Source organism: Streptomyces pratensis (assembly GCF_037137275.1).
Classification (GTDB): Bacteria; Actinomycetota; Actinomycetes; order Streptomycetales; family Streptomycetaceae; genus Streptomyces; species Streptomyces pratensis_B.
Map to the genome: position 1 here is coordinate 1 of NZ_JBBBEN010000075.1, position 12,906 is coordinate 12,906.

Below are 12,906 nucleotides of genomic sequence, written 5' to 3' on the forward strand. Positions count from 1 at the left end.
CGACGGCGTCAACGACGCCGCCGCCCTCGCCCAGGCCGACCTCGGTCTGGCCATGGGCACCGGCGCCGACGCCGCCATCGAGGCCGCAGACCTCACCCTGGTGCGCGGCGACCTCAACGCCGCCGCCGACGCCATCCGCCTCTCCCGCCGTACCCTCACCACCATCCGCACCAACCTCTTCTGGGCCTTCGCCTACAACGTCGCCGCCCTCCCCCTCGCCGCCGCCGGGTTCCTCAACCCGATGATCGCCGGAGCCGCCATGGCGTTCTCCTCTGTCTTCGTCGTGGGCAACAGCCTCCGTCTGCGCCGCTTCAAGCCCCTCTGAGCGGGCCCTTCCGCAGAGCCCCGCGGGCCGGGGAGGACAACGAGCGGCGACAAGAGCGGCGGCCCCGGGACCCCCGGGGCCGCCGCTCAGGCGCGTACGAAACGCAGCCGGGTCCCGGGCACGGCCTGGGCCGCCGCCGCGAGGGCCGCTTCGGGGACGACGCCGACGACCGGATATCCGCCGGTCGTCGGATGGTCGTTGAGGAAGACGACGGGCCGGCCGTCCGGCGGCACCTGGATCGCGCCCAGGACCATGCCCTCGCTGGGCAGTTCGCCCGTACGTGACCGCTCCAGCGCGGGCCCCACGGTGCGCAGGCCGACGCGGTTGCTGTGCGCGGAGACCCGGTACCCGGCGGTGAGGAGGGTGCGGATCGCGGCGTCGGTGAACCAGGCGTGCCGGGGCCCGAGATGGACCGGGAACACCAGCTCTGCGGGGGCCCCCGGCCACGGGACCGGGCCGGCGGGGGGCGGGGGGCCGCTGCGCGCCGGATCGCCCAGCGGAAGCACGTCGCCCTCCCGCAGCGGGGCGGGCCCGAGCCCGGAGAGGAGGTCGGCGGAGCGGCTGCCCAGCACCCGTTCCGGTTCCAGGCCGCCCGCGAACGCCAGGTAGCCGCGCAGACCGTTCACGGCGGGGCCCGCGTCCAGCACCGAGCCCGCCGGCACCCGCACGGCCGCGCCCCACGCCACCGGCCGGCCGTCGACCGTCACCCGGCACCCCGCACCGCCGACGACGGCCACCACGGTCCGGGCCGGGCGGACCGCGCAGCCGGTGAGCGTGGTCTCCAGGACGGCGGCGTCCGGCGGGTTGCCGGCCAGCCGGTTGGCGAGCCGGGCGGCGGGCCCGTCCAGGGCCCCGGCCCGCCCGACCCCGAGGTGCGCCCAGCCGGGCCGCCCCGCGTCCTGCACAGTGGTCAGCGCCCCGGCCCGGACCACGTGCAGGACGGAGCCGGAACCGGGGCCGGTCCCGGCGCCGGGCTCGCGGGCGGAACCGTGGCGAGGCCCGGAGCCGGAGCCGGGCTCGCGTACGCGACCGGGGCCGGGCTCGGAGCCGGGGCGGCGCCTGGGGGCGGAACCGGAGCCGGAGGTCATGCGTCCGCCCCGGGTCCGCGCTCCGGAGCGCCGGGGGCCAAGGAACCGCGCGCCGTCGGCCCGGGGGCCGGGCGACCGCAGGCAGGGGAAGCGGTCGTCCCCGAGCCGTCCGCCCCCGCGGCCACGAACCTGACCGCCGTCCCGGGCGTCAGCAGCGCCGCCGGCTCCCGGCCCGGGTCCCACAGGGCGCTCGGGTCCGGCGTCCGGCCGATGAGCTGCCAGCCGCCGGGCGACGCGCGCGGGTACACCCCGGTGTAGGGCCCGGCGAGGGCCACCGCCCCGGCCGGTACCCGGGTCCGCGGAGTCGTGCGCCGGGGCACGTGCAGGGGCGCGGGCAGCCCGGTCAGGTAGCCGAACCCGGGCGCGAACCCGCAGAACGCCACCCGGAACGCGATGCCGGAGTGGAGAGCGGGCAGCTCCGCCGCTGCGACGCCCCAGAGCGCGGCGACCTCGTCGAGGTCGGGGCCGTCGTAGACGACGGGGATCTCCACCGCTTCGCCCGCCTCGCGGACCAACGGCGGTACCGCCCAGGTGACGAGTTCCCGGCCGAGCCGGTCCCGTACGCCGGGCGTGCGCCCTCCGATGCCGTCGAGCAGGACCGTGCGGGCGGCCGGGACGATCTCGCGCACCTCGGGGAGTTCACCGCGCTCGCGACGGCGGAGCAGCTCGGCGTGGAAGGCCTCGGCGCGTTCGCCGTCGGCCAGCTCGACGAGGAGCGCGTGCGGCCCCGCGGGCAGGACGCGCACCCGTGGCCGCGCGGGCGGTCCTCCCGGGCCCCGGCCGGGGCCCGTCTCGGCCTCCGGCCCCGGACCGGGCTCCGCCTCACGCTTCACGTGAACGCCCGTACCGAGACGCCCGCTTCCTCCAGCGCCGTGCGGACCCGGCGGGCGAGCGCGGCCGCGCCCGGGGTGTCGCCGTGCAAGCAGAGCGAGCGGGCCGAGACCGGTACCCGGGTGCCGTCCGCTCCGGTCACCGCCCGGTAGACGGCCATGCCCACGCTCCGGCGCACGACGGCGTCCGCGTCGTGCACCACCGCGCCCGGCCGGTCGCGCGGGACCAGGGTGCCCTGCGGCGTGTAGGCCCGGTCCGCGAAGGCCTCCTCGACGGCGGGGAGGCCCGCGGCGGCCGCGTGGGCGAGCAGCCGGGAGCCGGGCAGCCCCAGGACGGCGAGACGGCCGCCCGCGAGCCGGACGCCCGCGACGACGGCGGCGGCCTGGTCCTCGTCCCGGACGACCCGGTTGTAGAGGGCGCCGTGCGGTTTGACGTACGAGACGGTCGCCCCCGCCGCCTCGGCGAAGACCCGCAGCGCGCCGATCTGGTAGGCGGTCTCGGCGGTCAGCTCGGCGGGCGGCACGTCCATCGAGCGGCGCCCGAATCCGGCCAGGTCCCGGTAGGAGACCTGCGCCCCGATCCGTACGCCGTTCGCCGCCGCCGCGTCGCAGACCCGCCGCATCACGGAGGCGTCGCCCGCGTGGAAGCCGCAGGCCACGTTGGCGCTCGTGACACAGGCGAGGAGGGCGTCGTCGTCGGTCAGGGTCCAGCGGCCGAAGCCCTCGCCGAGGTCCGCGTTGAGATCCATCATCACGGGCGCACGCTAACGACCGTTCCGCAGGGCGGCAAGCGCTGGTCCGAGGGCCGGACGGCGGCCGGTCCGGCACACCCTAGAGTCGTCCCATGACGGACAGCCACCGCCCGCACGGGACCGATGCCCAGCCCCCGGCGGACGACGCCCCGGCCGCGGACGCCACCGCACCGGGGGCCGCCGCCCCCCGCGCCCCGCAGGACACCGCCGGCGCCCCCCGCGACGCCGGCCTCCGCGACCGCTGGCGCAACACGGTGCTCGCCGCCCGCGCGGGGGCGCCCGGCCCCGACCCCCTCCCGTACGCCGAGAACCTCCTCGCCCGGTGGGCGGAACCGCAGCGGCGCTACCACACCACCGCGCACCTCACGGCGGTGCTGGACCGGGTCGACACCCTCGCCGCGCACGCGCGGGACCCGGACGCGGTGCGCCTGGCCGCCTGGTTCCACGACGCGGTGTACCGCCCCGACCGCACGGAGAACGAGGAGCGCAGCGCCGCTCTCGCCGAGCGCGCGCTGCCCGAGGCGGGGGTGCCGGACGCGGTGACGGCGGAGGTCGCCCGGCTGGTGCGCCTCACCGTCACCCACGACCCGGCGGCGGACGACCGGGACGGCGAGGTGCTGTGCGACGCCGACCTCGCGGTCCTGGCGGGCGGCCCGCAGGAGTACGGCCTGTACGCGGCGCAGGTCCGCGAGGAGTACGGCTTCGTACCGGACGAGGCGTTCCGGGAGGGCCGGGCGGCGGTGCTCCGGCAGCTGCTGGCCCTGCCGCGGCTGTTCCGAACGCCGTACGGGGCCGCCGCGTGGGAGGAGCGGGCCCGGCACAACCTGGCGACGGAGCTGGAGCTGCTGGAGTCGTCCGCCCGCCTGTGACCCGCCCGGTGCGCGACGGGCCCCGAGAGGGCGGCGCGACGGCCGATGTCCGGATTCGTTCACGGTGTCGTCCCGGTCGCACCCGGGCTCGGCCGGCACCGCCCGGCGGCGGCTAACGTACCCGGTCGCGGACGCACACGTTCCGCGACGACAGCCCGCTCATCTCTTCTCCTGCTCGGACGACTTCACGGGGGTACAGCGCCATGGCCGAGGGACACAGCACACCGGACGGCAGAGCTTCCCGGCGGCGGATACTGCGGCTGGCCGGGGGCGGCCTCGCGCTGGCCGCCCTGGCCGCCGGGGCGGCGGGCTGCCGGGAGGAGCCGACCGGGGAGGGCGACGGGCCGGGGGGCGCGGCGGGCTCCGGCGGAAGCGCCCCGTCGAAGAAGGCCCCCGCGGAGGACGGGCAGGCCCCGGAGCCGCTGTGGACGAAGTCGACCTCGGCGCAGACCTACGGGGACAACGACGAACTCGTGGCCGTGGACGGGGTGGTGATCGCCAGCGGCGCCCCGCTCGCCGCTCTCGACGCGGCGACCGGCGAGAAGCGGTGGACGCTGCCGGACGGCGCGGTCCCCGGTGCGCCGCTGCTGCTCGGCGGCGGCGTCCTGTATCTGGCCGACGGCGCGTACGACGGCACCGTCACCGGCTACGCCCCGGCGTCCGGCAAGGAGACCTGGCGCAGCCGGCTGGGCAAGGAGTACCGGCAGCCGAGGCCGGTCGCGGTGGACGGCGGGCAGGTGTACGTCATCGCCGAGATCCTGGAGGCGGACGGTTCGTCCCACACCAACGTGATCGCCGCCCTGGACAGCACGACGGGCCGGCTCGCCTGGAAGGAGCAGCGCGACCTGGGCACGGAGCAGAACGGCGTCCACGCCGCCGTACAGGGCCGCCACCTGGTCTACACCGACTTCAAGAAGAACCTCACGGTGCGCGACACCGCCACCGGCGAGCAGGTGTGGACCCACCGGACGGACAGGACGAACTACGGCCCCTTCGCCCTCCACCAGGGCCTGGTGATCGTCCCGCAGGGTGAGCGGCTCCAGGCCTTCGCCCTGTCCGACGGGTCGCGGAAGTGGTCCGTGCGGGCCGAGGAGTTCACGACCTTCCGGGAGCCGGCCGTCGTGGAGGACGTCCTCTACGTCGCGGACAGCGGAAGGACCCTTAGGGCCGTCGAGCCGGCGACCGGCGAGACGATCTGGCAGTCCACGGACCTCACGGAGGCGTCGGCCCACACCCCCCGGCAGTTCGTGAAGGTGGGCGGCACCCTCTACGGCGCCACCGACCTCGACGAGAAGGGCGGCGTCCACGCGTTCGACGCGAAGACCGGTGCGCTGCGCTGGACCTTCAACGACGGGTCCGGCGACCACCACGCCTGGCTGGCGGCCACCGACGGCAAGCACGTCTTCGCCCTGCACGGCAGGAAACTGCACGCCCTGCCCGCGTAGCCGACCGGGCAGGCCGGGAATGCGGACGCCTTCCCGGGCGTTGGGGGGAGTCATGCCCGACTCCCTCTCGCGCCGCGCGCCCATGCCGCTGGCCGTATACATTCTCGGCCTCTCGGTCTTCGCCCTCGGCACCAGCGAGTTCATGCTGTCGGGCCTGCTCCCGCCCATCGCCGACGACATGAACGTGTCGATCCCGCAGGCCGGGCTCCTCATATCCGCGTTCGCGATCGGCATGGTGGTCGGCGCCCCGCTGCTCGCCGTCGCCACGCTCCGGCTGCCGCGCCGCACCACGCTGATCGCGCTGATCTCGGTCTTCGGGCTGGGCCAGATCGCCGGCGCGCTCGCCCCTACGTACGAGGTGCTCTTCGTCTCCCGTGTGGTGAGCGCGCTGGCGTGCGCGGGCTTCTGGGCGGTCGGAGCGGCCGTGGCCATCGCGATGGTGCCGGTGAACGCGCGGGCGCGGGCGATGGCCGTGATGATCGGCGGCCTGTCCATAGCGAACGTGCTGGGTGTGCCGCTGGGGGCCTTCCTGGGGGAGAGCCTCGGCTGGCGGTCGGCGTTCTGGGCGGTGGGCGCGGCGTCGGCGGTGGCCCTGGTGGGAGTGGTGACCCGCATCCCGCACATCCCGCTGCCGGAGAAGAAGCCCGAGCTGAAGCGGGAGCTCGCGATCTACCGGGACCGGCAGGTCTGGCTGTCCATCGTGATCACCGCACTCGCGGCGGGCGGGGTGTTCTGCGCCTTCAGCTACCTGGCGCCGCTGCTCACGGACGTCGCGGGGCTCGACTCGGGCTGGGTGCCGTGGATTCTCGGCCTCTTCGGGGTCGGCGCGCTGATCGGTACGACGATCGGCGGCCGGGTCGCGGACGCGCACCTCTTCGGGGTCCTGCTGGGCGGCATCACGGCGTCCACGGTGTTCCTGGCGGCGCTGGCCCTGTTCGCCTCCAGCCAGGTCGCGGTCGTCGCGCTGGCGTTCCTGCTGGGCCTCTCTGCGTTCTTCACCGCCCCCGCCCTCAACGCCCGGATGTTCAACCTGGCCGGGGCGGCGCCGACGCTGGCCGGCGCCACCACGACGGCCGCGTTCAACCTGGGCAACACGAGCGGCCCGTGGCTCGGCGGCACGGTGATCGACGCGGACTGGGGCTTCGCGGCCACGGCATGGGCCGGCGCGGCGATGACGGTCCTGGCCCTGGCGGCCGTGGTGGTGTCGCTGCGCCTCCAGCGCGGTGGCGGAGGGGGCGGCCGGTCGCGGTCGCGGCTGATCGCGAGGAACGCGGGCCCCACGGGGCGTACGGCGCAGGCCGAACAGGTCGACCACGCGCAGCAGGTCGAGAGGGCCGACTGCGCGGCAGGGACACCCGGTCCCACCCCGGCGTAACGCGGCGCCCCCGACCCCTGGCCCCCGTTCCGGCCGCGCCGCCCCGGGCTGCTTCCGCCGTCGCAGCGGCGCGAGCCCCGGCCGCCGTCACGCACACACGCACACCGCACGCACGCACGCAGTCGAACATCAGCGGAAAAAGACACTACCGACCAGTAGTGAGACGGTCACCCGGCATTCATCATTGAGCGCGAGCATGACAATCCGTCCGTTCGTCACGGCGGACGGGCCATTGGCAGGTCCCCCACCCATGGAGCCCCCATGCATGCAGGCGCCACCATCCAGCGCACGGCCGCGGCACTGACCGCCGCCCTCGCCCTCGTCGCGGTCCCCGTCACCTCGGCGGCCGCGACGGAGACGGCCCCCGCCCGCGCCACCACGGCGACCGCGTCCGCGGCCCTGGCGCAGAGCGTCGACTACGGCGTCTGGCGGCAGGAGGTCGCCGCGGTCGTCGCCGAGGCGCGCCCCTGGGTCGAGGCCCGCTCGGAGAGCACCGGCGGCGAGAAGCAGGCCATCGTGCTCGACATCGACAACACCTCGCTGGAGACGTACTTCCACCCGTTCTGGAAGCTGCCCACCCCCGCCGTCGCGGACGTCCGCGACCTGGCCCGCTACGCCGACTCCCGCGGCGTGGCCGTCTTCTTCGTCACCGCCCGGCCGGGCATCATCCACTCCCTCACGGACTGGAACCTGAAGCAGGCCGGCTACCCCGTCGACGGCCTGTACGTGCGCGACCTGCCCGACCTCTTCGAGGAGGTCAGCGCCTACAAGACCGAGCGGCGGGCGGCGATCGAGGCGAAGGGCTACACGATCATCGCCAACATCGGCAACAACACCACCGACGTCGTCGGCGGCCACGCCGAGCGCACGTTCAAGCTCCCGGACTACGACGGCGAGCTGTCCTAGCGCCCCTGTCGGCGGGCTCCGCCCGACCGGGGCGGTGAGCCGCGCCGTCGAGGAGGACCGAGGGGGCGGTCCGCGGCGGAGCGGGCCGCCCCTTCGGCCTCCGCAGCCCGGCGGCCGTCAGACGCCGCACCAGCTCCTTCGACCCGATCTCCCGCGCCCCGGCGCGCACGGCGTCCGCGTAGCGCGTCTCCGGTACGTCGTAGTGGTCCCCGTCGAAGGCGCGCCGCGGACAGCCGATCGCGGCGGCGAAGGCGTGCAGCTCCTCGAACGACACGTCGCTGACCAGGTGCGACCAGAGGCGGCCGTGACCGGGCCAGGTCGGCGGGTCGATATAGAGGCTCACCGCCGCAGCGCCTCGCCCAACGCCCCCACGGGGGCCACCGCCACGGCCGCCTCCGCGCACACCCAGTGCGGGTCGGGCCCCAGCTCGGGCTCCACGTCCAGGGCGTGCGGTCCGCCCTCGCACGCGGGGCACAGCGGCCATCTCCCGTACCGCTCCAGCAGTGCGTCCTGCACGTCCTGCGCCACCAGCCCGGCCACGAACTCGGCGCCCGCGGGCCACTGCTCCAGCCACCACCGCCGGTGGGTCACCGCGTCCTCGACCAACGAGACGATGTCCGGCTCTGCGACGTCCGCGGCGGCGAGGTCAGCCATGACCAGCGCACGGGCGGTGTGCAGGGACTGCTCCAGGGGGTTCAACTCCATGCCCCCCATTGTGCGCCCGCGCGCGCCGGAGCCTTCTCGGCCGCCGGAGGCAGGGACAGGGGAGGGGTTGACGGACCCCCGAGCCGAAAATATCTTTCAGAGGTGACCCATGACGTGAAGGAAAGTTTCAGCAGCGACTCCCCGCCCGCCCCCGCCGCCCTCGCGGCCAAGGTCCGGACCCTCGCCCCCTCCATGACCCGCTCGATGCAGTTGGTGGCAGAGGCCGTCGCGGGCGACCCGGCCGGGTGCGCCGCCCTCACCGTCACCGGTCTCGCCGAGCTCACCGGCACCAGCGAGGCCACCGTCGTCCGCACCGCGCGGCTTCTCGGCTATCCGGGCTACCGGGACCTGCGTCTGGCCCTCGCCGGCCTGGCCGCGCACCAGGAGTCCGGCCGGGCCCCCGCCGTGACCGCCGACATCGCGGTGGACGACCCGATCGCCGACGTGGTCGCCAAGCTGGCCTACGACGAGCAGCAGACCCTCGCGGACACCGCCGCCGGGCTGGACACCCTCCAGCTGGGGGCCGCCGTCGCCGCCGCCGCGACCGCCCGCCGCATCGACGTCTACGGGGTGGGGGCCTCGTCCCTGGTCGGCCAGGACCTGGCGCAGAAGCTGCTCCGGATCGGCCTCATAGCCCACGCCCACATGGACCCGCATCTCGCCGTGACCAACGCCGTGCAGCTGCGCAGCGGCGACATGGCCATCGCGATCACCCACTCCGGCTCGACCGGCGACGTCATCGAGCCGCTCCGGGCCGCCTTCGAGCGCGGGGCGACGACGGTGGCGATCACCGGACGGCCCGACGGTCCCGTCTCGCAGTACGCGGACCACGTGCTCACCACCTCCACCGCCCGCGAGAGCGAGCTGCGCCCGGCCGCCATGTCCAGCCGCACGAGCCAGCTGCTCGTCGTGGACTGCCTGTTCATAGGCGTCGCGCAGCGGACGTACGAGACCGCCGCGCCGGCCCTCTCCGCCTCCTACGAGGCCCTCGCCCACCGCCACACCCCCCGGACCCGCTGACCGGCACGGCCCGGCCCTCCCCACCCCCCGCGCGTACATGAACGAGAAAGCAGAGCAGCCCTCCATGACCTCCACCACCGACGCGAACGCAGGCGCGAACACAGGCGCGGACTCCGGCGCTGCGAGCCCCGCCGGGGACCCCGGGCCCCGGGACGCCACCGGGCCCGCCCACGCGGCCCCCGACGGCTACGGCGCGCTCCGCGCCCAGCTCGCCACCCTCACCACCGAGGCGTTCCGCCCCGAGCTCGCCGAGATCGACCGGCTGCCCACGCTGGAGATCGCGCGGATCATGAACGGGGAGGACGCCACCGTCCCGGCCGCCGTCGCCGAACGGCTGCCCCAGATCGCCGCGGCCATCGACGCCACCGCGGAGCGCAGGGCCCGCGGCGGGCGGCTGATCTACGCGGGCGCCGGCACCGCGGGTCGCCTCGGCGTACTGGACGCCAGCGAGTGCCCTCCCACCTTCAACACCGACCCGTCCGAGGTCGTCGGCCTGATCGCGGGCGGCCCCTCCGCCATGGTCACGGCCGTCGAGGGCGCGGAGGACAGCAAGGAGCTGGCCGCCGCCGACCTGCGGGCGCTGGAGCTGACGGCCGACGACACCGTCGTCGGCATCTCCGCCTCCGGCCGCACGCCGTACGCGATCGGCGCGGTCGAGCACGCCCGCGCGCAGGGCGCGCTGACCATCGGGCTCTCCTGCAACGCGGGCTCCGCGCTCGGCTCCGCCGCGGAACACGGCCTGGAGGTCGTCGTCGGCCCCGAACTGCTCACCGGCTCGACCCGGTTGAAGGCGGGCACGGCACAGAAGCTCGTCCTCAACATGCTCTCGACGCTCACGATGATCCGGCTCGGCAAGACGTACGGCAATCTCATGGTCGACGTCCGCGCCTCCAACGAGAAGCTGCGCGCCCGCTCCCGGCACATCGTCTCGCTGGCCACCGGCGCGTCCGACGCCGAGATCGAGGCCGCGCTCGCCGCCACCGACGGCGAGGTGAAGAACGCGATCCTCGTCCTCCTCGGCCAGGTCGACGGCCCCACCGCCGCCAGGCTGCTGACCGAGGCGGACGGCCACCTCCGGGCCGCCCTCACCGCCGTACGCCCCGCCTGACCCACCCGGCGCCACCCCCCGCACCCCCCGCACAGCAAGGCACCACGCCCATGGCCACAGAAGACAAGAACCGCGCCACCGCCGCCGCGATCCTGCCGCTCGTCGGCGGCGTGGCGAACATCGACTCCACCGCCCACTGCATGACCCGGCTCCGCCTCGGTCTGCGCGACCGGTCCCTCGTCGACGACGAGGCGCTGAAGGCACTGCCCGCCGTCATGGGCGTCGTCGAGGACGACACGTACCAGATCGTGCTGGGGCCGGGCACGGTCGCCCGGGTCACCCCGGAGTTCGAGCGGCTGGTCGAGGAGGGCCGGGCCGCGGCGACCGGGCCGGAACCCGAGCCCGGTTCCGCCCCCGGGCCGGGCCCCGCCCCCGACGCCGCGGAGGAGCTGGCGGACCGGGGCGCGGCGATCAGAGCGCAGCGGAAGGCGAGGAACGCCACCCCGTTCAAGCTGTTCCTGCGCCGGATCGCCGACATCTTCGTGCCGCTGATCCCGGCGCTCATCGGCTGCGGCATCATCGCGGGCCTGGGCGGGCTGCTGGTGAACCTGGAGTGGCTGCCCGCCGTCACGCCCGCCCTGGCCGCGATGGCCTCCGGCTTCATGGCGCTGATCGCGGTGTTCGTGGGCTACAACACGGCGAAGGAGTTCGGCGGTACGCCGATCCTCGGCGGAGCGGTCGCGGCGATCATCGTCTTCCCGGGCGTCGCGGACGTCGACGCCTTCGGCCAGACCCTCTCCCCCGGGCAGGGCGGGGTGCTGGGAGCGCTGGGCGCCGCGGTCCTGGCGGTGTACGTGGAGAAGTGGTGCCGCCGGTGGGTGCCGGAGGCCCTGGACGTCCTGGTCACCCCCACCCTGACGGTGCTGGTCTCCGGCCTGGTGACCCTCTTCGGCCTGATGTATGTGGCCGGTGAGGTGTCCTCCGCGATCGGCGCGTTCGCCGACTGGCTGCTCTCCAACGGCGGCGCGGGCGCGGGCTTCGTGCTCGGCGGCCTGTTCCTCCCCCTGGTGATGCTGGGCCTGCACCAGGCGCTGATCCCGATCCACACCACGCTCATCGAGCAGCAGGGCTTCACCGTCCTGCTCCCGATCCTCGCGATGGCCGGCGCAGGCCAGGTGGGCGCGGCGATGGCCGTCTACGTCCGCCTCCCCCGCAACGAGTCGATCCGCCGCACCATCAAGTCCGCCCTCCCGGCCGGGCTGCTCGGCGTCGGCGAGCCCCTGATCTACGGCGTCTCGCTCCCGCTGGGCCGCCCGTTCGTCACGGCGTGCGTCGGCGGCGCGTTCGGCGGCGGGTTCGTCGGCCTGTTCAACCAGCTCGGCGACACGGTCGGCTCGACGGCCATCGGCCCGTCCGGCTGGGCCCTGTTCCCGCTCCTGGACGGCAACCACGCGCTGGTCCCGACGATCGCGGTCTACGCGGGCGGCCTGCTCGTGGGGTACGTCGCCGGGTTCCTCGCCACGTACTTCTTCGGCTTCGGCAAGGACCTGCTGAGCGAGTTCGACGTCTCCCAGGAGCCGACGCCGTCCGCGGTCGCCGCCACCGGCGGGTCCCCGGGCCGCCCCGGGACGAGGCCGGGCGCGCACGGCGGAAGCGACCCCGACTCCCCGACCAGGGCCCCGGCGGGGGTCTGAGGGGAACCGGCCGGGCGACCGGTGGCGGGGCTCGAAGGCGGGGCCCGTGGCGGGTCCGGAGGCGACGGCCCGATCGGCCGCTATCCGGGGGCATCAGTCGCCGGTCCGCCCGGACACCCCGTCAGACGGCCGGGCGACGGCGGCTACAGGCGGCCGTCGCCGTCGACCGTTCCGGCCGACGCCCACCAGGCGGTCACCCGGGCGGCCATCGCGTCCGGCCGCAGGCCCAGAGGGTCGAGCCCGAAGTGGTCCTCCAGTTCGCGGTGCAGGAACGCGCTGATCTCCGTCTGACCGGCCCCGTCGCGGAGCCGTCGGAGGAGAGGGGCGAGCATGCAGTCGTACTCGTCCCGCACCTCGTCGGCGACGCCGATCGGGTCCCACTCGTTGAGCAGATGCCGCAGGCCCGTCTCGGGGGCGTCCGGTGCTGATCGCATCGCTCCAGAGTGCCACCCGGGGGCCCAGGGCTTCCAGCGGCGGTCCGCTCCCCCGCCCCCGGGCGGCCGCCGGGGCCGCGTTCGCCGGGGCGGCTCCCCACCAGGCGCCCTCGGCCCGCCGGGAGGACAATGACATTTATCCGTGCCCGACGCGTGTAAGGAAAGCGTCGGCGGGAACCTGAATTCCCGGAGGTTGATAATTATGGTTCCCCTGCTTCTCGTTCTTCTGCTCGCCCTGATTCTCTTCGGTGCCGGATTCGCGGTCAAGGCTCTCTGGTGGATAGCCGTGATCGTGCTGGTGCTGTGGGTCATAGGGTTCTTCGTCCGTCCCGCCGCGAGTGGCGGCCGACGAGGTCGGTGGTACCGCTGGTAGGCCGCCGGAAGGCCGCTGAACAGCGGAGAAGAGGGGGCGGGG

At 75.2% G+C, this 12,906-nt stretch carries 13 protein-coding genes and 2 pseudogenes; 9 read left to right on the forward strand and 6 right to left on the reverse strand.

All coding sequences use genetic code 11. From position 1 onward, the window contains the following. Window positions 1-325: pseudogene (locus V9U70_RS08070) on the forward strand (heavy metal translocating P-type ATPase); the annotation flags it as partial. An 86-nt stretch (window positions 326-411) separates the two neighbouring features. Here V9U70_RS08070 and V9U70_RS08075 read toward each other — a convergent pair. The 3 genes from V9U70_RS08075 to V9U70_RS08085 all read right to left on the reverse strand — a co-directional run bounded on the left by V9U70_RS08075 (window position 412) and on the right by V9U70_RS08085 (window position 2,992). Further along, window positions 412-1,413 (reverse strand): 5-oxoprolinase subunit C family protein, encoded by a 1,002-nt coding sequence (locus V9U70_RS08075; RefSeq protein ID WP_336673790.1) that lies wholly within the window; start codon window positions 1,411-1,413, stop codon window positions 412-414. Next, entirely contained in the window at window positions 1,410-2,159 is a 750-nt protein-coding gene (locus V9U70_RS08080; RefSeq protein WP_336673952.1) for a 5-oxoprolinase subunit B family protein, read from the reverse strand. Before V9U70_RS08080 ends, V9U70_RS08075 begins: the two co-directional genes overlap by 4 nt. Window positions 2,160-2,242: 83 nt before the next feature. Then, the gene (locus tag V9U70_RS08085; RefSeq protein ID WP_336673953.1) at window positions 2,243-2,992 is read right to left on the reverse strand and encodes a LamB/YcsF family protein; all 750 of its coding nucleotides are present in this window, start codon (window positions 2,990-2,992) and stop codon (window positions 2,243-2,245) included. 95 nt (window positions 2,993-3,087) lie between these two features. Here V9U70_RS08085 and V9U70_RS08090 point away from each other — a divergent pair, with 95 nt between their 5' ends. From V9U70_RS08090 to V9U70_RS08105, 4 genes are all read left to right on the forward strand, one after another. Continuing rightward, entirely contained in the window at window positions 3,088-3,864 is a 777-nt protein-coding gene (locus V9U70_RS08090) for an HD domain-containing protein (RefSeq protein WP_336673791.1), read from the forward strand. A 203-nt stretch (window positions 3,865-4,067) separates the two neighbouring features. Beyond that, window positions 4,068-5,309, forward strand: coding sequence for a PQQ-binding-like beta-propeller repeat protein (locus V9U70_RS08095; protein ID WP_336673792.1), 1,242 nt, complete (start codon window positions 4,068-4,070; stop codon window positions 5,307-5,309). Between the two features lie 82 nt (window positions 5,310-5,391). After that, window positions 5,392-6,684 (forward strand): Cmx/CmrA family chloramphenicol efflux MFS transporter, encoded by a 1,293-nt coding sequence (locus tag V9U70_RS08100; protein ID WP_336673954.1) that lies wholly within the window; start codon window positions 5,392-5,394, stop codon window positions 6,682-6,684. 261 nt (window positions 6,685-6,945) lie between these two features. Beyond that, window positions 6,946-7,590 (forward strand): HAD family acid phosphatase, encoded by a 645-nt coding sequence (locus tag V9U70_RS08105; protein ID WP_336673793.1) that lies wholly within the window; start codon window positions 6,946-6,948, stop codon window positions 7,588-7,590. Window positions 7,591-7,666: 76 nt separating this feature from the next. Here V9U70_RS08105 and V9U70_RS08110 read toward each other — a convergent pair. Next, window positions 7,667-7,933, reverse strand: a pseudogene (locus V9U70_RS08110) (DUF4031 domain-containing protein); the annotation flags it as partial. Continuing rightward, complete coding sequence (locus V9U70_RS08115; RefSeq protein ID WP_336673794.1) at window positions 7,930-8,295, reverse strand: hypothetical protein; 366 nt, start codon at window positions 8,293-8,295, stop codon at window positions 7,930-7,932. The gene V9U70_RS08115 and the pseudogene V9U70_RS08110, both read right to left, overlap by 4 nt. A 102-nt stretch (window positions 8,296-8,397) precedes the next feature. On the opposite strand from V9U70_RS08115, the gene V9U70_RS08120 reads away from it, so the two are divergent. The 3 genes from V9U70_RS08120 (at window position 8,398) to V9U70_RS08130 (ending at window position 12,057) form a co-directional block, all read left to right on the forward strand. After that, on the forward strand, window positions 8,398-9,315 hold the full coding sequence (locus tag V9U70_RS08120; RefSeq protein ID WP_336673795.1) for a MurR/RpiR family transcriptional regulator: 918 nt from the start codon (window positions 8,398-8,400) through the stop codon (window positions 9,313-9,315). Between the two features lie 64 nt (window positions 9,316-9,379). Then, window positions 9,380-10,423: an N-acetylmuramic acid 6-phosphate etherase gene (gene murQ, locus V9U70_RS08125; protein ID WP_336673796.1), complete on the forward strand. Its 1,044-nt coding sequence runs from the start codon at window positions 9,380-9,382 to the stop codon at window positions 10,421-10,423. A gap of 50 nt (window positions 10,424-10,473) precedes the next feature. After that, window positions 10,474-12,057, forward strand: a complete 1,584-nt coding sequence (locus V9U70_RS08130; protein WP_336673797.1) for a PTS transporter subunit EIIC — start codon at window positions 10,474-10,476, stop codon at window positions 12,055-12,057. Between the two features lie 143 nt (window positions 12,058-12,200). Here the strand turns inward: V9U70_RS08130 and V9U70_RS08135 are convergent, their stop codons facing one another. Next, complete coding sequence (locus tag V9U70_RS08135) at window positions 12,201-12,491, reverse strand: hypothetical protein (protein ID WP_336673798.1); 291 nt, start codon at window positions 12,489-12,491, stop codon at window positions 12,201-12,203. Window positions 12,492-12,693: 202 nt separating this feature from the next. Between V9U70_RS08135 and V9U70_RS08140 the strand changes: the two genes are divergently transcribed. Next, window positions 12,694-12,864 carry a DUF5670 family protein gene (locus V9U70_RS08140; protein ID WP_336673799.1) on the forward strand — a complete coding sequence of 57 codons (171 nt, stop codon included), beginning with the start codon at window positions 12,694-12,696 and terminating at the stop codon, window positions 12,862-12,864. Window positions 12,865-12,906: the final 42 nt, after the last annotated feature.

Bases quoted from the DNA above. Each gene is read 5' to 3' on its own strand.
- V9U70_RS08075 (WP_336673790.1), bottom strand. From the start codon at position 1,413: ATGACCTCCGGCTCCGGTTCCGCCCCCAGGCGCCGCCCCGGCTCCGAG.
- murQ (WP_336673796.1), top strand. From the start codon at position 9,380: ATGACCTCCACCACCGACGCGAACGCAGGCGCGAACACAGGCGCGGAC.
- V9U70_RS08105 (WP_336673793.1), top strand. From the start codon at position 6,946: ATGCATGCAGGCGCCACCATCCAGCGCACGGCCGCGGCACTGACCGCC.
- V9U70_RS08100 (WP_336673954.1), top strand. From the start codon at position 5,392: ATGCCGCTGGCCGTATACATTCTCGGCCTCTCGGTCTTCGCCCTCGGC.
- V9U70_RS08140 (WP_336673799.1), top strand. From the start codon at position 12,694: ATGGTTCCCCTGCTTCTCGTTCTTCTGCTCGCCCTGATTCTCTTCGGT.
- V9U70_RS08130 (WP_336673797.1), top strand. From the start codon at position 10,474: ATGGCCACAGAAGACAAGAACCGCGCCACCGCCGCCGCGATCCTGCCG.
- V9U70_RS08095 (WP_336673792.1), top strand. From the start codon at position 4,068: ATGGCCGAGGGACACAGCACACCGGACGGCAGAGCTTCCCGGCGGCGG.
- V9U70_RS08115 (WP_336673794.1), bottom strand. From the start codon at position 8,295: ATGGAGTTGAACCCCCTGGAGCAGTCCCTGCACACCGCCCGTGCGCTG.
- V9U70_RS08135 (WP_336673798.1), bottom strand. From the start codon at position 12,491: ATGCGATCAGCACCGGACGCCCCCGAGACGGGCCTGCGGCATCTGCTC.
- V9U70_RS08090 (WP_336673791.1), top strand. From the start codon at position 3,088: ATGACGGACAGCCACCGCCCGCACGGGACCGATGCCCAGCCCCCGGCG.
- V9U70_RS08085 (WP_336673953.1), bottom strand. From the start codon at position 2,992: ATGGATCTCAACGCGGACCTCGGCGAGGGCTTCGGCCGCTGGACCCTG.